Raw genomic sequence first — 18,444 nt, 5'->3', positions numbered from 1 at the left:
CCTACTTTTTCTGTTCTTCTTGGAATTTTGCAATTGAACTGTATAAATCATTACGTTCCATTAATTCATCATGCGTGCCAATATCCTGAATTTTACCTTCATCCATTACTACAATTCGATCTGCATCTTTAATTGAAACAATTCTTTGTGAAATAATAATCTTGGTAGTATCCGGCATATTTTTAGCTAGAGATTCTCTAATTTCTCGCTCCGTTTGAGTATCAACTGCTGAAGTTGAATCATCCAAAATCAAAATTTTGGGTTTTTTAAGTAGGGCACGAGCAATCGTAATTCTTTGCTTTTGTCCACCAGAAACATTGCTACCACCTTGTTCAACCATTGTATCGTATTGATTGGGCATTTCACTAATGAAATCATCTGCATGAGCAATTTTTGCAGCAGCTAAAATCTGCTCATCAGTTGCATTTTCATTACCCCACTTTAAATTTTCTTTAATCGTTCCCGAAAACAGAACATTATTTTGTAAAACCATCGCTACATTATCACGCAATGTTTTCAAATCATATGATTTAACATTGTGCCCAGAAACTCTGACAGCTCCTGAAATTGTATCGTAAAGTCGCGGTATCATTGCCACTAGCGTGGATTTTGAAGCCCCGGTTCGACCGATTATACCAAGAGTTTCACCTGATTTAATATTTAAATTAATATCACTTAAAGCTAAATTCTTATCTTCTTGATCATATTTGAAGTTGACGTGATCAAAGATTACTTCGCCATTAGTTAAATGCGTTAGTGGTTTACGTGGATTTTCAATTGATGGCTTTTCATTGATTACATCCGCAATTCTTCGCCCACTAGCTGCCGAAATAACTAATTGGGTAAAAATCATTGCTAAAATATTTAAACTATTTAAAACTGAATTGGAATAGGAAAACATTGAAATAAGTTGTCCAGGTTGCAAACTACCACCAACAATTTCTTTTGCCCCAAACCAACAAATGGCTAAATTAGAAATATTCAAAACAGCCATAACAATCATTGAATTGAGCGACATAATCTTTTGTGCAGTAGCAAATAACTTATAAATAAAACCTGACGTTTTTTTGAACTGGTTTGTTTGTTGCTCTTCTTGCACAAAAGTCTTAACTTCTCTAATGCCTCGGACATTTTCACGCACAACTTCATTCATCCGATCGTATCCCCTAAATATTTTGGGAAAATAAGGATTAACACTTTTAATAACCAAGGCTAATAAAAGAATAAAAATTGGGGCAATTACCACAAAAATCAAAGACAGCCGTGGACTAATAATTAATGACATAATTATGGAAACGACTAACATCATTGGTGCTCTAACTGCAATTCTAATCAATATTTGATATGACATCTGGACATTATTAACATCCGTTGTCATTCTCGTTACTAAACTCGCACTAGAAAATTTGTCAATATTCTCAAACGAATAATCTTGTACATGATAAAACATATCTTTGCGCAAATTAGCAGCAAACCCAGCCGCAGCATGAGCCGAAACATAGCTAGCACTCGCTCCTAAAATAAGAGAAGTAATTGTAATTGCAAACAGAACCAAACCCCACTTAGTTATATATGGCATATTACCCTTCATAATTCCATTATCGATTAAAATACCAACTAAATATGGAATCAGCATTTCTATAATAACTTCTCCGGTAACAAATAGCGGCGACAGCAAAGACAATTTTTTGTATTGCCTAATAGATTTACGCAGCGTATTAATCATTAAATACCTCTTTCTATTAAGTCAAAATGACATTTATACTTTTTCTAAGAGCAATTTATTTTAAAAAGGATAAACAGACTCATCGGTGTCTGTTTATCCTTTTTATATATAAAGTTATTTAAGTATAGCTCTTTTCTTGACAAAAAGCACTCTATTTGTTTCTGGCTACTGGTGAAAAGACCGAACCAATCAGTTCATAATGTTTTCTAAATAACCAACGAATACCATAAACAACAATTGCAATAATAATATTAGCTTCACCAGGTAATATTGGATTTATTACTTTTAGTACAGGTAGCGACAATAGCCACATCAAAGCTAGTAACCCTAAAATCATTGTCACTAGACCTAAAATCAACTTAGACCAAGGAATTTTATTGCTTTTACCAGTTGCAGGCAAAATTAATTCATTATATTTGGTCATCAGTGCTCCCATACCAGCGCCGACACTAATTAAAGTTAAAATGCCCATTTGTGTATTGGCTTTAGAATTAGTCTGAAAGAGTCCTAGTACCCCAAAGATACCAACAAAAAGTACCACATAAATTAATGCACCATCAACTGCATATTGCCAAAAGGGAATATCTGCAGCTGTTTTCTCTTTTGGCTTAATTAAATCAGCTGCTTTTAATTTTGGCGACATCGTATAAAAATTAGAAGCTGGTCGCCCATGGTGTTGCGCTAGCACTATTTCAGGCAACAGTAAGTCAATACGCTTTTGCGCTTCTTCTTGGCTCATTTTACCTTGGGTTTCTAACTCCTTTTGTAAACGAAAAATATAATCAGCATTCTTTTTACTAAGTTCTTTTCGCAGTTCCTGGGAACTCATCTGTTTAATCTGGTCATCTTTATTTTGAACCGCAACTTTTTCTTTTAATTTTTCTTGCTGATTTGCATCAATTTTTGTCTGCTCAGCATTTTTATTTTCAGCCATTATCTTTTCCTAAACGTTAAATCTAAACTCAATAATGTCACCGTCTTGCACTTCGTAATCTTTCCCCTCAAGACGCAACCTACCAGCTTCCTTGACCTTCTGCATGGTCTCATATTTATTTAAATCAGCAAATGAGACAACTTCTGCCCTAATAAAGCCTCGTTCAAAGTCAGAATGAATTACACCAGCAACTTGGGGTGCCTTCATGCCTTCATGAAAGGTCCATGCTCGTGTCTCTGGTCCACCTGCTGTAAAGAACGTGCGCAATCCCAAAAGATGATAAGCTGCTCTAATTAGTCGATCCAATCCTGACTCACTCACACCCTCGGCTTCTAAAAATTCAGCTTTTTCATCCTCATCTAGACCAGCAATTTCTTCTTCAGTTGCTGCAGAAACACCAATGCAACCAGCATTTTCACTGTCAGCATGCTTTTTTACAATTTGGTAATATTGGTCAGCTTCAGGATTAGCCATTGCTTCTTCTGCAATATTAGCAACATAAATTACCGGCTTAGCGGTTAACAAAAATAGACCCTTTACTATTTTTTCTTCTTCATCATTAAAACTAATTGAGCGTACCGCTTTACCTTCTTCTAGAACGGGCTTAATTTTTTGTAAAACTTGTAATTCAGCCTTAGCTTCTTTATCTTTTTGCTGGGCTAACTTTTTAACTTTATCAATGCGCCGATTAACTGCATCTAAATCTGAAATCGCTAATTCTAAATTGATTGTATTAATATCTTCTTCAGGATCAACTTTGCCAGTAACTGAAGTAATATTATCATCTTCAAATGACCGGACTACATGGATAATTGCATCAGTTTGGCGAATATTTTCTAAAAATTTATTTCCTAGTCCTTCACCCTTAGATGCGCCTTTGACCAAGCCTGCAATATCAGTAAACTCAAAGGTAGTATGAACAATTTTTTTAGCAGGAACTAATTCTTGGATTCTGGCTAATCTTTTATCCGGTACTTCAACCATCCCAACATTTGGTTCAATGGTAGCAAATGGGTAGTTAGCCATTTCAGCACCAGCTTTAGTAATTGCATTAAATAAAGTAGACTTCCCGACATTAGGTAAGCCAACAATTCCAGCAGTTAATGACATATTTATCCTCTTCTTTTTATCAAAATCACTTATTATCTTGGATTAAATTTGGTTGAACTATTGTATTTTTTAGCTCATATTGTTCATTTTTCAAATTGACTGGATCATTAGCCTTAGCCAAAATTTTTTTGAAATTATGGACAAATTTTGAGCGCGGCATCAAAACAATATGACCACAGCCCATACATTTCAAACGAATGTCCGCACCTAACCGCAAGATTTCCCAGTTATTAATCTTACAAGCATGTGGCTTCTTCATCAATACAGTATCAGCTAAATTGTATTGAATATTTTTATTCATCAAGATCAACACCTAAAATATCAAGAATTCGATTCAATTCATCAACAGAAGAAAAAGAGATAGCTAAACGTCCGCTGCCCTTTTTACTTTCAGAAATATTAACATTCGACCCTAACTTATCAGCTAAACGATGTTCGCTAGCCTTAATAAACGCTGATTTTTGCACTGCCTTTTTATGCGTTTTTTGTGAGTTCAATTTGGCAACAAGTGCTTCAACTTTACGCACAGGCATACCTTCTTTAACAACCTGTTTGGCTACTTCATCAATTTTGTCCTTATTCTTTAACCCAAGCAAGGTCCGAGCCTGCCCCATTGATAAATCACCATGTTGTAACAAATGCTTAGTTTTATTAGGCAAGGTCAATAAGCGTAAATAGTTGGCAATATATGGACGTGACTTACCCATACGCTTAGAGACTTCTTCTTGTGTCAAGCCAAGATTTTTTTGAAGCATATCGTACGCTTGAGCTTCTTCAAGCGGGGTCAAGTCCTCACGTTGTAAGTTTTCTAAAACAGCAACTTCCATCATCTGGCTTTCAGTAAAAGCACGAACAATTGCTGGAACCGTGGTCTTTTTAGCAATCTTAGATGCCCGACAACGTCTTTCACCTGCAATAATTTCATAGCCATTTACAGATTTACGCACAATAATCGGTTGAAAAACTCCATTTTCTTTGATGGAATCAGCTAGTTCCTTCAAAGTTTTTTCGTCAAAATTACGGCGAGGTTGATATGGATTCGGTCTAATCTCACTTAAGGCAAGATCTTGAATTTCCTCTTCAGCTTCTTCAATCTGCGGCTCATCCTCAAATAAAGCCTCGATGCCCCGTCCTAAACCGCCATGTCTTTTGGTTTCCTTACTTTTTGAGTCTCTTGCCATGGTTATTCAGCACCTCCCTAGCCAAATCATCATAAACTTTTGCCCCCCGTGAATTAGGGGCATATTCAGTAATTGCTTCACCATAGCTGGGAGCTTCAGCTAGCTTAGTAATTCTTGGAATAATCGTCTGATAAACTTTATTTGAAAAATACGACTTAACTTCTTTAACTACTTCTGCTCCCAAGTTAGTTCGCGCATCTAGCATTGTCATAAGTACGCCTTCAACACCCAAATCTTTATTAAAATGCTTTTGAACCAATCGAATTGTATTTAGCAGCTGGCTTAAGCCTTCCATTGCATAATACTCACTTTGAACGGGAATCAGAATAGAATCAGAAGCTGTAAAAGCATTGATTGATAATTGCCCTAAAGACGGGGGACAATCGATAAAAATAAAATCATAGTCTCCACTTACTGTATCTAAAGCGGACTTCAGGCGCGTTTCTCGCGCCATCATACTAATCAATTCAGTTTCGGCTCCTGACAAATTAATTGTAGCTGGAACCAAATCTAGTTTGGCAGTTGAAGTATGGAAAATCGTGTCTTTTAGTGGTACATCGTTAATTAAAACACTGTAGATATCTTCATCGATTTCTGACTTTTCAATTCCTAACCCAGAAGTTGCATTGCCTTGAGGATCAATGTCAACAATTAATACGTGATAGCCACGTTGGGCAATCGAAGCTGCCAAATTAATGGTCGTTGTCGTTTTGCCAACTCCACCTTTTTGGTTAGCCACCGAAATCACACTTACCATATTCTCCATGCCTTCCTACTTTCTTTTTAATTCGATTGTAATTTTATAATCATCAGGATTATTATTTTCTTTAACTTTAACTTTAATCCCTGAGTCTTTAGCTAATTTTACCGCTTGTTTGATGGTATTAATTTGGACCTTCAAATCTTTAGGGATTCGGTTAACTGCCCGCTGCGTTTTTTCAGCTTCATCCTTTTCCTGCGCTTTAACTTTTTTATTGACAAAATAGCCATCAACATCTTTTATAATTTTTTCGGTATCACTAACATTCAAATTATTAGCTAAAATTTCATCTAAAACCCGACTCTGGTCTTTTTCACTCAATCCAACTAAGCAACGGCCATGACGCGGCGTTATTTCTCCACTTACCAAATAACTTTGGACTTTAGGCGTTAATTTTAATAAGCGCAATTTGTTAGCTACATAGGATTGCGACTTACCAATATTTTGCGCTAAAGTAGTTTGTGTTAAATTATTCATCTTCATTAAGTTATTGTAAGCCTGTGCTTCATCAATTGGGTTCAAATTTTCACGTTGTAAATTTTCAATTAAAGCCAGTGAAGCAGCTTGACTATCAGTCATATTATTAACAATGGCTGGTATGGTATTCCAATCTAATTGTTGCGCCGCTCTAAAACGCCGCTCGCCAGCAATTATTTCGTACTTTTCACCCTTTTCACGCACAATAATTGGCTGAAGTAAGCCGTCTTTAGCAAGCGTTGCCGCTAATTCATGAATTGATTGATCTGAAAATTCATGCCGCGGTTGGTACGAATTAGGCTCAATCTGTTTTAATGTAATATCTTGAATTTGTTTATCTTTAGGAATCTCATCATGATGCCGTAAAGAAGAAAAAAATGACATGTAATAATCCTCCCTAATCAGTGAATCGGTTTGCGGTGTGGGGTACCCGCCTGTCGTGGATATTTTTTAGGTGTCTCCTTCGTTTTTTGTACTAGAATTAAGGTTCGTTCTTCACTACTATTAGGTAATTGTAAATCTTTTACTTCTAGCAATTTTCCTCCCAATAAAGCAATAGCTTTTTTAGCCGCACTTAATTCACTTTCAGCTTTTGGGCCTTTTAATGCCACCAAGTAACCACCTTTTTTGACCAATGGTAAACAATATTCACTTAAAACTGCCATATTAGCCACTGCTCTTGCCGTTACAATATCAAACTGCTCACGATAAAGCTTGTCTTGACCAATATCTTCGGCGCGACTATGAACGAGAGTTACATCTTCAAGCTTCAATTGTTCAATCAAGTTTTGTAAAAAAGTTAATCTTTTACCTAATGAATCAACAATTGTAACATTAATTTCTGGTTGCACTATCTTAAGTGGAATTGATGGGAAACCTGCTCCGGCACCTACATCACATATCTTACTTTCATTTTTGAAAATATTGTTAAAAACCAACAATGGCGTAATACTATCAAAAAAGTGCTTCAAATAAACATCACTTTCAGCAGTTATCCGCGTGAGGTTGACGTGCTGATTAGCAGCAACCAAGTTAGTAAAGTATTGCTTAAATTGGTTGATTTGCTTTTCATTTAATTTACAATTACATTTTGATAATTCATGGACAAATTGTTCAGGATTCATTTTTCACCCGTGAAACCTTGTTTCACACCCTATAAATTTAACGCTAAAAACGACCTATTGTAAAGTCATACATCCCTATAATTATGGAATATTTTTTGACTGTCGTCAAAGTCTAAACACATAAAATAAGCTATAATAGCTGCAAAGGAGAAAAAAATGATTGTTACTTTAATTGTTCTGACTTACTTAGCCTTTAAAACATATAAAGGTTATCAAACTGGGTTTACCAAGTTAATTATTAATTTGATTTTTGCGGCCATCGTTTTTATCATGGCTATTCTTTTTCAAAATCCTTTAGGCAATTGGATTTATGGTCAGGTTACTGGACAAAATATTCAAACAACTTTAACCCCAGCGACCAACTTAATGCTATTTCGTTTCTTAGCCTTTTTCATCATTTTATTCGTTGGTAAATGGATTAGTAAAATCTTTAAAAGTTGGGTTCCAAATAAAAACCCGCATTCAACTAGCTTTGGTACTATTTTAGATGGCGTCTTAGGCGGAATTGCTTCTTTATTTGCTAGTTATTTCTTTGTTTACATTATTTTATCGATGATAAATGCGCTCCAAAATCCTTGGTTTATTCAGCAAACGCTCGATTCAGCATTTATCCGGTTTATTATTTACAATACTCCAATACTATCTAACGGAATGTTTAATATGATTTTTAGCATTAGTCGCACTGCAGCATAATGGAGCAATATGCTTTACACTCACAGAATATTAAACTCATAAATATGGCTAACTTATGACAGAGCAAGTAGTTTTTCTACTTGCTTTTTATATACTTTTAACTACTAATGCCCCAAAACTTCCCTTATAAACTTTTAGCATATTTAGCAGTAGTACTTCAGGCTATATTTATAAAATTCACCTTAATTTTTTGCACTATTAGAATGGACTCAAGTATTTATGATTTAAAACAAACGAATAATAAAATTTTTATGCATAACTCAAATAATTAAGGTAAACTACATATAGAAAGGATAGAGATTTATGATGAATAAAAAGCAAGTATTAAAAAAGATTATTACTATCAGCGTAGCTTTACTGCTATATGTTTCAGCTGCTAATGACAGTTTAATCTCTAAAGTTAGTGCCGATTCAGTAGCTCCAACTACTAAACTAGCTTCTAAAAAGGTTAAACCTTTTAACGTGGCCGTGATCAAAAAGAACTATGGCGTATATCAGGGATTATTTGAAAATAAAAAATCCAGTGCCAAATACTTCCACCAAAATTTTGTAGTTTCTCATGTTTCTACTCATAATGGTAAAAAGTATTACTGGATTAGCAAAAAAAATCAGCCAGCAATTGGTTATATTAATCAAAACGCTGTAGCTAAACCTAACCAAAGCAAACTAATTAAGGTTCCTTATGTAAGCCAATATGTCCCCGTTAAAACACCTTGGGGATGTGCTGGTGCCTCAATGGCAATGCTCTTAGGCTCACAAGGACAAGAAATTACTACTAGTTTACTGCAAAAAATTCAAGATAATTTACCAATGCAACCAACAAAAGGTGGTCAAAAAGGCAATGTATACACTGGCGTAGGCTTTGGCTATGTAATTCAACCAGGCGCATTAAGTAAGTATGCTTGTACTTTTGATAAAGGTAAGAATGTTATTAATATTTCTAAAAAAAATCTAACTCTTAATGATATTAAAATGTATCTTCAAGCTGGAAAACCTGTTTTATTTTACGGCTTTTCTTCATACCAAAAGCCTGGTGATTATGTCCGTAATCACTGTAAGGTAATCACAGGCTATCGTCATGGAGATTTTCGTGTTTATGACCCTCTCTACTATTCTAGAAATGATGGCGCTGGTAGTGGTGGCAAAAACATGGCATATGACCATGGTGCGATTGCTTGGGTACCCAAAGCCGCTTTACAAAATGAATTCTGCCATAAAGCAATTACACTTAAATAATTATTATTTTACAAAAAAGCCTAGGATTTTAAACATCCTAGGCTTTTTCAACATAAAAATTACTACTTTAAAAATTATCACGTTCAAGATGTCCGTCATTATAAACAAAAATTGCTCCTATTCGACTAGGGTCATCGTGCCATTTGTCAATCGGGTGCTGCGCAAAAAAGAGTCGCTTACATTCAATTTCAGCTTGAACTGAAGTTTTGGTAAAAGTAGTCACTCCCGCTAAATCAGTTTCAACAGGGTAACCAGTTCGTGGATCAATTAAATGATGATATTTATGTCCATCAACTTCAAGGTAACGTTCATATGTACCACTTGTTACGGCTGAGCATTCTGGTACCATTTCCGAGGTAATATTTTTACCACGAGCCGCTTTAGGATCTTGTACCCCAACTACCCATTGTCCATTAGCCCGTTTAGGTGATTGACCTACCAATAAAATATTTCCACCTAAATTAATAATACCTGCATGTACACCAAAAGCACGCCAATAATCACGAATGCGATCTGCAATCCAACCCTTGGCTATCCCGCCTAAATCAATCTCCATACCAGGTTGCTGTAAAAATACAGTTTGATCAGTATCATTTAAGTCAACATTAAAAGGATTAATCAACTGTTTTTTTTGGGTAATCTGTTCCTTCGTCGGTACATGCGCATTTTTAAAGCCAATTGCCCATAATTTGACAAGTGGCCCAATTAAGGCATTGAAACCATAATTTTGGCGACTTTCATTTACCGCCAACTTAACTAAATCGTAAGTTGCACTAGACACTTGCACTGCAGTTTTTCCCGCAGCATGGTTGATACTCATTACCTCAGACTTATCCCGATTAACTGTTAATAGATCTTCATAATAATCAATTAAATCAAAGGATTCATCAATAATATTAGTTTTTTTGGTACCAAAAATTTGTAAAGTAATGGTTGTACCTAAAGCATGATGCTGTCCCACTGCTTGTTCTAATGCCAATTCTTCAATCATTTTATTCTTATTTCTCCAAATATTTTTCTCTAAGCAATTCCTGCATCTGATGATCAATGCCTAATTGGTTAACAATGTATGCATCCAAACTACCATATTTTTTATTAATTGCGATTAAACTAGTGTCAAAATATGTATTCGCCACTGACCCTAATACACGCATATTGGCCCGAAACATTTCATTCTCACCATTTTCTTTAAAGCTTTGATCACGTACTGCCCTATATTCATTAAGTAAATAGTTTGAATACAGGTAGTCACATCTAATCGTTTCCATATCTACGCCTAAAATATATAGAAGTAGAATCGTAACTAAACCCGTTCTATCTTTACCTTCCGAGCAATGATATAAGACAGCTCCTTTGTCTGTTTTGCTGATAGTCTGTATAATCTGGTGAAAACTAGCTTGCGCTCTTTTAGTCAGCACGTGATTATGATAACGTTGACACATTAATTTAAAACCAGCATATTGATCACAACGATACTTGGCAAATTCTTTTTGCATATCTAACTTACTGCCACCAGGATTAGCTTCATCAGAAAGTGGAAAATGATAATGTTTGACACCTGGTAATTTTCGGTCAGGATTTTTTTTACATTCAGTCGGTGATCGCAGATCAATTATTTCTTTTAAGCCGTAGTTCAACAAAAACTGTTCGTCCTTTAAAGTTATTTTACTAAAATTACCTGTTCTTAATAAACGATGAAACTTGATTTTTCTTCCATCAATTCCAACGTATCCGCCTAAATCACGTGGGTTGCGAACAGACTTGACTGGTAAAACAACTGGATCAGACATACTAATACCTCTACTAATAAAAAATAATCGGATAGTTACTTCTATCCGATTATTTTACTCTCAGCTAATCAATCTAGCAAAAAATTATTTATTTGCTTGTTCAACAAACTCAAAGAAACTGTCCATCATACCATCTAATTGCTTGATAGTCGCTTCATCAGTCAAGTCACCAGTTTCTTTATCAAACTTACTTGCTGCTTGACCAATTAAAACTTCGTTTCCTGGTAAAACATTAGCACTCATATCAGGCGAAAGAAGAATTTCACGGATATCTTCTTGGGCACGACTACTACCTTGGCCACCTACTGAAGCACCAACTACAGCAACTGGCTTCATTTTCATTACATTTGGACCGGCATGTGAACCAAGCCATTCAAGACTACTCTTTAGAGCAGCTGGAATAGTATGATCATATTCTGGAGTAGTAATTACAATACCATCAGCGCTCTTAATATCCTCAATCCAAGCTTTAATTGATTCATCAGCCATTTCTGTTCTACAAAATGGAGTTAGCTTATCAATTTCTTTTACTTCAATATCAGCTTTATCACCATAATGCTTAGCAATAAACTTAGCTAAAAAGCGATTATATGAAAAAGGTGCATTTGTACCAACAATTGCTAATAATTTCATTCTTGGTCCTCCTACTTAGTAATTTGTGCGTACCATTCGTCAACTTCATCGAAGAAGTGACCTAAGAATTCAACAGTAGACTCATTAGTTAAGTTACCATTTTCATCAAATTGGCTTGGTGCAGTGCCCATCATAAACTCATCACCATTAAACACTAGGGCATTGAAACCTGGTGCAGACAACAAGCTCTTTAATCGACTTTGGGAACGAGCAGCACCTTGAGGCATTGGTGAAGTTGATACAATAACAATTGGCTTACCGTTAAAAGGACGTGTAGAACTTGACAACCACTCAAGTGCACTACTCATAGCACTAGTTACCGAGTGTTGTTGCTCTGGTGAACCGATTAAGACTAAATCAGCGGCCTTAATCTCTTCACTTAAACTTTGAATAGCTACAGGGAGCTCTTCACCTTCTTTAAACATTGGTAATCCTTTAACTGTTACCAGTTTAAAATCATATCTATCAGCAAAATGCTTAGTAATATACTTAAGCAATGCCTCATTAAACGAATTATTGGCATTTGAGCCAGATAATGCAAGGATTTTCATAAAAAACCACCTTTCAGAAAACTAACTTCTATTAGGTAATTGTAACATTTTTGATATTGATTTTACATAGACTTGCATTCAAATTACTTTATTTCAAAGAAGTACCAAAAACCAAATTAATTATTTACATTAAAACTTATCTTTTTACTATCTTGCCTTTTTCTCAGTCTTAGCATCATCAACATCAAATAATGAAATATTATCATTTCTGCTAAGCCAATCATTCCGAATTGCATCATTGACCTGTGCTTTTAAGACGTTAACAATCTGAGACTGCGAGAAAGCAGCAATTTTATTAACAATCAATGAAGCAAGACCTATTGTAGTAATCCAATTAGCAATCACGATATTTTTAATTTTAGTCTTACTGTAACCATTATCATCATATTGTTGCTTAAATTTTTCAATTCCTAAATTAATTAATGTATCAGAAATAATTTTACTACCAAATTTCCCATCAACAAACATTGCCCGAAACAACTTTTCATGATCTTGGGCAAAATCAATATAGGATAAATCCATATCAACTAAAGGCTTATTGGTATATTCCTTTTGTAAAATATTATTCTTTAAATTATCAGCTATTTTTCGCAGAACCTCTTTGCGTAGTTCTTCCATACTACTAAACTCTAGATATATTGGTTGCGTTGAAAAATGACCAGCTTTTGCAATATTACGGGCAGTAAGACATTCTATGCCATCTTTGACAACCATCTTATAAGCAACATTTAATATTTTGTTTCTTCCTATTTCTTTTTTTCTCGCCATTTTGGTTTTCCCTTAATTAACCTAAGTGACTGTTCTTTTATTTTTGTCCTGTTTCACTTATAAAAGAAAATTATAAAACAAATACTGAAACAGTATAATTAAACTATTTCAGCAATGTAACGGGAGTTTAGGCATTATTTTTTAAAAACTCATCATAATAAGATGAAACCATATCGATTATTTCAGACTTGCTTAATCCTTGAGATGCGCAAAAGGAAAAGAAAGCAGCAGATAAAATATAACCGCGTTCACGATCATCAGTTAAGTTTTCCGAAAATCTCATATTAATACTTTGATTTTCATAATCAGTTGAGAGCTCAACTGATTTATCTTCTGGAATTTCATTCATTGTTATACCTCATCAAAACAAACTCAAATAAACTTTTCATCCCGCCAAACTATACAAGCTACAGTTCAATAGATAAAAGTACAAAGTAACACATTTAACACAAACACACATTTATAATTTTTTGTTATTTTGGCATAAACTTTAATTCTATGCCTTCTTAATCACTAATAGATTGCTCACCGTAAAAACTTGCTTTTTACAGCCTACTATCCATATGATTTTAAAAAATAACAATTAATTATCTAATACTTAGAATAGTAAACTTTAAACTACTTTGTCAAGGACAAAACACGTTTTCTGAATTGAAATAGCGCCATTTATCAGAAAGATAAGCGCTTTCTAAAATTGATATCTTAACTAACAAAATTAGCCTCTCATTTTATAAGTAATCTATATATGTTATCAAACAAAAAAGCCCTAGTTTTTAATCATAAAAAACTAGGGCTTTTTTGTTTGAATACTTTTTATTGCCTATTATTTACTATTTTTCCATCCATCATTTCATATATATAATCTGCATATTTCTTTAATCGCGGATCATGGGTTACCAAAATGACTGCTTTATGATAATCTTTGGCTAACTCTTTAAACAATTGGCCAACTTCATCAACATTTTCACTGTCTAGTGAGGCAGTTGGCTCATCAGCTAATATAATTTCCGGATTCGCGTATAGTGCGCGAGCAATAGCTACTCGTTGCTGTTGTCCCCCAGATAATTCATTTGGATACTTATTAACTAAATCACTAATTTTTAATCGCCTTAATAACTTTTTTAGCACTACAAGACTAATATTATTATCTTTTTTAACCCGATCAACTAGTTGAAATTGCTCTTTTACCTTTAAGAAAGGAACTAAGTTATATGCCTGTAATACAAAGCCTATACGCGTTAATCTTAAATTGTTGCTTTGCTTAGTTGAAAGATGAGAAATATCTTCCCCTCCTACTATAACTTGACCAGAAGTAGGCTTTTGTAGCGAACCAGCAATTGTTAAAAAAGTACTTTTACCTGCACCAGAAGGCCCCATGATAAGGACCACATCGCCTTCATCCGCTTTAAAATTTATATCTTTAAGAGCTACAACTTTAGCTGCCCCTTTGCCGTAAACCTTTTGTACATTATTTAATTCAATCACTGCCATCTTATTCACCTATTGCTTTTACTGGATCCACTTTTAAAATTGATCTAATCGGAATCAAACTACCAATCAAGCCTGTTATCATCATTCCAATAGTACCACTTAACACAATTTCAGGCGTAAAGCTCATGGGTACAGCTGCGGGGAGCAGTTTAGCTGTTAAAGTCATTGCCAAAAGCCCTAGTATAACGCCGATGATAACTAGCATTAATGCTTGACTAATGGTTGCTTTAATTAAAGTAGCACTTGGAATACCTTGGGCCCGCATTACCGCGAAATTATGCATTTTTTGCATGGTTAAAATATATAAAAAAACGGCAATAATAATAAGAGAAATACCAAATAAAAAGCTAATCATCAGTTGAAAAGTCATATTCTGGGCCGTATAGCCTGGTAATTTATTAATGAAGTATTTAATTGTATATGTCTGATTGTTGCCATGATTATTGCGGTAATCAGCGCGCCTTGACATAATTGCTGACGCTTGCATATTAGGCATCCCTTGACGCAAAGTTTTCCACGTTGCCAAAGTACCAAAAATTATAGGGGCAATGTTAATCTTCGCATCTTTAGCAAAACCAACAATTTGATATTTTTTCTTTGAATTATTTAGCTGTAAGTAATCGCCTAACTGATAGCCTTTAACTTTAAACGCTTGATCAACAACAACTTCACTACTATTATTAGCTTTTCGACCAGCAATAATTTCTTGGTCTTGATAAATAAACTGCGCTTTTTTAATCCCAATAAACTGTGCTGAAACTTGTGGTCTATTTTTACTTTTGGCAACTACGGGGGTTTGCCCTAGTAAAGCTTCATCTTTAGTTAAATTAGCATGTTTTAAATCCGTTTCATTTAAAACAGACTGACTCATATTGACATTGGCATTTTTATTCAAAACCACCTGCCTAATATCCCATGATTCTAAAGCTTGAGTATTTTGACTAGCTAATCCAACTGCTAAAGAAGATAATATAAAAATTAAATAGCTGATTAAAAAAATCATCAAAATAATTAAGCCATATCGTAATTTTTCTCGCTTAATTTCCTTAATTGCTAAAAACACTAATCTGCTCCTTTTTCTAATAATTCAAGTCCAGACCTAAAGCGTTCTAATATTACCTTTTCTTGCTGCGGATTTTCAAAAATCATTCGAATTGCTCCATGACTTAAGACCATTGCACCCCAGTTTTGTGCACTTAATTGACTTAGTAGCGCACTAGGAAAAGGGTGATTGACCATACTTTCGTTATATAGAATATGAATTCTAATTAAATTAACATATTTACTACATTGTGTTTGCTTAATGAAATCTACCACCATATTATAAATGAGTCGTGGCTTGTAAGCTGAAGTACGTTGGATCGGTACATGTAGCTCCGCCATAGCACAAAGATAAAGATACTGATAGGCATCCTTTAAATCAATAAAGTACTTATAAAAAGTGCCCCGTGCAATGCCAGCATCTTTTACAATTCGGGCTACTTGTGCTTCTTGCAAGGGATAGGTACCAAACTCATTTAATAAGGCCTGTTGAATTAAATCTTTTTTTGCCGGTGGCAAATTGATAAAAGTTGACTTGACCATTTGTTGACACTTTCTTTTTAAAGTGACACGGTGTCACTTTAATAATTAGCATACTTTTAAATTTAATTTACGTCAATTAAAATGCCCAGTATTATTGGGGCGCTAATAAGCGATTATAATAATTTATCCGTGGCGTTTGATTACAATAAGAAATTTTAGCTAATGCGCAATTATCAATGGTTTGAAAGTAATTCAGATCACCAGCTGTAAAGTAATGAGCAAACATCATCCGAATTAATGTACCATGGCAAATAACCAATACCTTTTTATTGGCGTATTTTTCTTGCATTTCAGTTAAAAAACTTGCGCACCGTTTATTTAACTCGGCAAAAGTTTCACCACTAGGTGCATATTTAACATAACTAGCACTTGCCTTACCCCAGGGATCAACAGCATCAGGGTACTTTTTACCTAGCTCAGACAGCAGTTGGCCGTCCCATTCACCAAAGTTATGTTCAACTAACCGTTGGTCGATATTAATTTCCTTTTGTCCCTTAGTAAAAATTCTGGCAGTTGTTAATGCTCTTTTCATTGGACTTGAAAAAACCACATCAAAATTAACTGGATTAAAAACAGCAGCGGCTTTTTGGGCATACGCTTTACCTTGGGCATTCAAGTCATAGTCAAAATAAGCACCTTGAATCTTACCTGTTTTATTTAATTCTGTTTCACCATGACGTATAAAAACGATTTCCATGATTACGATTACCTCCATTTTTTAATTAACGTCGTTTAAAATCAAATTCTGTTCTAAAAACATATGTAGTTGGACTACTAACTTCTGGAACAAATTCAAAGCCAAAATCGTTAAAATTTTGTAAGTCGAGGGGATCAGTTAGTTGATGTTCTGCAATAAAGCGAACCATCTCGCCCCGCGCCATCTTGGCATGAACCCCAACAGTCTGCCATTTTCCCTGTTTCTTTTCTTGAAATTCAATCGTAATCATTTGTCTTAGACTAGTTAAATAAGGCTTAATACTTGACCAGTATTCTTTAGAAGCTAAATTAATCACTACATCATCATTGCTAAACAGGTTATCAGCTAAGGTACTACCCCAAAATTTATAAAGATTAGGCTCACTAAAGCCGCGAACTTTATTTTTCATTTCTAAACGATAAGGCCAAACACCATCAAAGGGGCGTAATATGCCATAAAGTCCTGATAAAATTCGCACATTTTTCTGTAAATACTTAAGCGCTGGCTGAGTAAACAAGTCTGGTGCCATATATTGATATTGAATACCGGAGTAAGAAATAATTGCCGGAGTTAACTCCGTGTTTTGCTTTAGGTCGATAACTTTTAACTGTTCTTGTCCTTCTTTGGTTGTATTTTCACTAGCTTGCCAAATTGCTTTCAACTCCAAAAAACTGCACTGCTTAAGAAAATCAACTAATTCTTGAGCCTTTTTGATCATGCTTGGCTGCGACTGAGCTAAAAAAGCTTCATGGTCAACTTTCATTTTCATTGCCGGGGAAATAATAATTTTCATCTTTCGTATTTACCTCCTTTTAGGTTAAACTTAATACTATATATACTAAGGAGAGAGAATTAATGAATCCTGATTTTGCTATCATCCTAAATTTTAAACTAAAAAATGCCCAAGAGATAGATACGGACTTTTTAGTTAAAACGGCCCGTAATATTGGTGTGCGGGCAATTGCTGCTGACCGCTTAGAAAATGAATTACAAATTCCTTGTGCCAAATATTCCATTAACTTAGTTACTATTGCAACTGGTGAAGATTTAGCTACAACAAATATTATTGAAACATTAGTCCAAAACCGTAAAGTTGGTAAAGCATCTATAATCAACATTGCTGTTAATAGTGATGGTAGCTTTAGTGCAGCTACTAAAGAGATGCTTGAACAGATTAATAGCTGGATGCATATTTTTGGGCATGCTTTTAATGAAAGCACACCTTGCAATCTTACGGTTGACGGTAATAGCTTCATTTTACAAAATCGGCATATGCCTTATCAAAATTATATTTATGTCCAAAAATCATTCCCCCAAAAAATTAAAGTTAACGGTCTTACTCAAGAACCTAATCGGATTGAAATGATTGAAAATCGTACACCATTAACTTTTAGTTACCAAAATGGTAGCTTAATTATTAATTTAGAAACCGCAACAAGCAGTAATTTCCCATGGCAGATTATCCGTGTGCAACAACATCGGCCTGAAGATGATATTAAAGAAACTAAATTTTAAACCAAAAAGAAAGGTTAGGTTCACCTAGCCTTTCTTTATTATTATAGGTTATTTTCTTTTTGCATGGGTCTGCGACTGGGCATTATTTTGCCCGTAATATGCTCCTTGACCATGCTTTCGATAGTAATGCTTATCTAATAAATACTGGGGCACATGACTATCTGCTCTAGTTAA

At 34.7% G+C, this 18,444-nt stretch carries 22 protein-coding genes and 1 pseudogene; 3 read left to right on the top strand and 20 right to left on the bottom strand.

Annotated elements, in window-relative coordinates:
• Position 1: 1 nt before the first annotated feature.
• The 8 genes from F5ESL0233_RS00990 to rsmG form a co-directional block, all read right to left on the bottom strand.
• Positions 2 to 1,726, bottom strand: coding sequence for an ABC transporter ATP-binding protein (locus F5ESL0233_RS00990; RefSeq protein WP_122058310.1), 1,725 nt, complete (start codon positions 1,724 to 1,726; stop codon positions 2 to 4).
• 151 nt (positions 1,727 to 1,877) lie between these two features.
• The gene (locus F5ESL0233_RS00985) at positions 1,878 to 2,660 is read right to left on the bottom strand and encodes a DUF1129 family protein (protein ID WP_122058308.1); all 783 of its coding nucleotides are present in this window, start codon (positions 2,658 to 2,660) and stop codon (positions 1,878 to 1,880) included.
• 9 nt (positions 2,661 to 2,669) lie between these two features.
• A complete protein-coding gene (gene ychF / locus F5ESL0233_RS00980; protein ID WP_118898266.1) occupies positions 2,670 to 3,770 on the bottom strand; it encodes a redox-regulated ATPase YchF in 1,101 nt (366 codons plus the stop codon).
• A gap of 25 nt (positions 3,771 to 3,795) precedes the next feature.
• Entirely contained in the window at positions 3,796 to 4,071 is a 276-nt protein-coding gene (locus tag F5ESL0233_RS00975; protein WP_090093727.1) for a DUF951 domain-containing protein, read from the bottom strand.
• A complete protein-coding gene (locus F5ESL0233_RS00970; protein ID WP_090093728.1) occupies positions 4,064 to 4,951 on the bottom strand; it encodes a ParB/RepB/Spo0J family partition protein in 888 nt (295 codons plus the stop codon). The genes F5ESL0233_RS00975 and F5ESL0233_RS00970 overlap by 8 nt, the downstream gene beginning before the upstream one ends.
• Positions 4,929 to 5,708 (bottom strand): ParA family protein, encoded by a 780-nt coding sequence (locus tag F5ESL0233_RS00965; RefSeq protein WP_090093729.1) that lies wholly within the window; start codon positions 5,706 to 5,708, stop codon positions 4,929 to 4,931. Before F5ESL0233_RS00965 ends, F5ESL0233_RS00970 begins: the two co-directional genes overlap by 23 nt.
• A gap of 15 nt (positions 5,709 to 5,723) precedes the next feature.
• Positions 5,724 to 6,572: a nucleoid occlusion protein gene (gene noc / locus F5ESL0233_RS00960; RefSeq protein WP_090093730.1), complete on the bottom strand. Its 849-nt coding sequence runs from the start codon at positions 6,570 to 6,572 to the stop codon at positions 5,724 to 5,726.
• 17 nt (positions 6,573 to 6,589) lie between these two features.
• Positions 6,590 to 7,312 (bottom strand): 16S rRNA (guanine(527)-N(7))-methyltransferase RsmG, encoded by a 723-nt coding sequence (gene rsmG / locus F5ESL0233_RS00955; RefSeq protein ID WP_122058307.1) that lies wholly within the window; start codon positions 7,310 to 7,312, stop codon positions 6,590 to 6,592.
• Between the two features lie 156 nt (positions 7,313 to 7,468).
• Here rsmG and F5ESL0233_RS00950 point away from each other — a divergent pair, with 156 nt between their 5' ends.
• Together F5ESL0233_RS00950 and F5ESL0233_RS08490 are read left to right on the top strand one after the other, a co-directional pair.
• Positions 7,469 to 8,005, top strand: a complete 537-nt coding sequence (locus F5ESL0233_RS00950; protein ID WP_090093732.1) for a CvpA family protein — start codon at positions 7,469 to 7,471, stop codon at positions 8,003 to 8,005.
• Positions 8,006 to 8,308: 303 nt separating this feature from the next.
• Positions 8,309 to 9,241 (top strand): C39 family peptidase, encoded by a 933-nt coding sequence (locus F5ESL0233_RS08490; RefSeq protein WP_122058305.1) that lies wholly within the window; start codon positions 8,309 to 8,311, stop codon positions 9,239 to 9,241.
• 67 nt (positions 9,242 to 9,308) lie between these two features.
• On the opposite strand, the gene F5ESL0233_RS00940 is transcribed toward F5ESL0233_RS08490, so the two are convergent.
• From F5ESL0233_RS00940 to yaaA, 11 genes are all read right to left on the bottom strand, one after another.
• Positions 9,309 to 10,232, bottom strand: a complete 924-nt coding sequence (locus F5ESL0233_RS00940; RefSeq protein ID WP_122058304.1) for an FAD:protein FMN transferase — start codon at positions 10,230 to 10,232, stop codon at positions 9,309 to 9,311.
• Between the two features lie 7 nt (positions 10,233 to 10,239).
• Positions 10,240 to 11,031, bottom strand: coding sequence for a tyrosine-protein phosphatase (locus tag F5ESL0233_RS00935; RefSeq protein ID WP_122058302.1), 792 nt, complete (start codon positions 11,029 to 11,031; stop codon positions 10,240 to 10,242).
• An 84-nt stretch (positions 11,032 to 11,115) separates the two neighbouring features.
• Positions 11,116 to 11,664: an NADPH-dependent FMN reductase gene (locus F5ESL0233_RS00930; RefSeq protein ID WP_122058301.1), complete on the bottom strand. Its 549-nt coding sequence runs from the start codon at positions 11,662 to 11,664 to the stop codon at positions 11,116 to 11,118.
• An 11-nt stretch (positions 11,665 to 11,675) separates the two neighbouring features.
• The gene (locus F5ESL0233_RS00925; RefSeq protein ID WP_118896584.1) at positions 11,676 to 12,215 is read right to left on the bottom strand and encodes an NADPH-dependent FMN reductase; all 540 of its coding nucleotides are present in this window, start codon (positions 12,213 to 12,215) and stop codon (positions 11,676 to 11,678) included.
• A gap of 147 nt (positions 12,216 to 12,362) precedes the next feature.
• Entirely contained in the window at positions 12,363 to 12,983 is a 621-nt protein-coding gene (locus tag F5ESL0233_RS00920) for a TetR/AcrR family transcriptional regulator (protein ID WP_090093739.1), read from the bottom strand.
• Between the two features lie 127 nt (positions 12,984 to 13,110).
• Positions 13,111 to 13,332, bottom strand: a complete 222-nt coding sequence (locus F5ESL0233_RS00915; RefSeq protein WP_090093741.1) for a hypothetical protein — start codon at positions 13,330 to 13,332, stop codon at positions 13,111 to 13,113.
• A 464-nt stretch (positions 13,333 to 13,796) separates the two neighbouring features.
• A complete protein-coding gene (locus F5ESL0233_RS00910) occupies positions 13,797 to 14,474 on the bottom strand; it encodes an ABC transporter ATP-binding protein (protein WP_090093743.1) in 678 nt (225 codons plus the stop codon).
• A gap of 1 nt (position 14,475) precedes the next feature.
• Positions 14,476 to 15,537 (bottom strand): ABC transporter permease, encoded by a 1,062-nt coding sequence (locus F5ESL0233_RS00905; RefSeq protein WP_090093745.1) that lies wholly within the window; start codon positions 15,535 to 15,537, stop codon positions 14,476 to 14,478.
• The gene (locus F5ESL0233_RS00900; protein ID WP_122058299.1) at positions 15,537 to 16,058 is read right to left on the bottom strand and encodes a TetR/AcrR family transcriptional regulator; all 522 of its coding nucleotides are present in this window, start codon (positions 16,056 to 16,058) and stop codon (positions 15,537 to 15,539) included. Before F5ESL0233_RS00900 ends, F5ESL0233_RS00905 begins: the two co-directional genes overlap by 1 nt.
• Before the next feature lie 91 nt (positions 16,059 to 16,149).
• Positions 16,150 to 16,755: a histidine phosphatase family protein gene (locus F5ESL0233_RS00895; protein WP_122058297.1), complete on the bottom strand. Its 606-nt coding sequence runs from the start codon at positions 16,753 to 16,755 to the stop codon at positions 16,150 to 16,152.
• A gap of 25 nt (positions 16,756 to 16,780) precedes the next feature.
• On the bottom strand, positions 16,781 to 17,548 hold the full coding sequence (gene yaaA / locus F5ESL0233_RS00890; RefSeq protein WP_118896579.1) for a peroxide stress protein YaaA: 768 nt from the start codon (positions 17,546 to 17,548) through the stop codon (positions 16,781 to 16,783).
• A 62-nt stretch (positions 17,549 to 17,610) separates the two neighbouring features.
• On the opposite strand from yaaA, the gene F5ESL0233_RS00885 reads away from it, so the two are divergent.
• Positions 17,611 to 18,270 carry a hypothetical protein gene (locus F5ESL0233_RS00885; protein ID WP_118896578.1) on the top strand — a complete coding sequence of 220 codons (660 nt, stop codon included), beginning with the start codon at positions 17,611 to 17,613 and terminating at the stop codon, positions 18,268 to 18,270.
• Positions 18,271 to 18,318: 48 nt separating this feature from the next.
• Here F5ESL0233_RS00885 and araD read toward each other — a convergent pair.
• Positions 18,319 to 18,444: pseudogene (gene araD, locus F5ESL0233_RS00880) on the bottom strand (L-ribulose-5-phosphate 4-epimerase); the annotation flags it as partial.

The organism is Lactobacillus sp. ESL0233 (assembly GCF_003692995.1).
Taxonomy (GTDB): Bacteria; Bacillota; Bacilli; order Lactobacillales; family Lactobacillaceae; genus Lactobacillus; species Lactobacillus bombicola.
The sequence above is the reverse complement of the archived record's forward strand: the minus strand, read 5'-3'. Positions and strand labels throughout refer to the sequence as shown.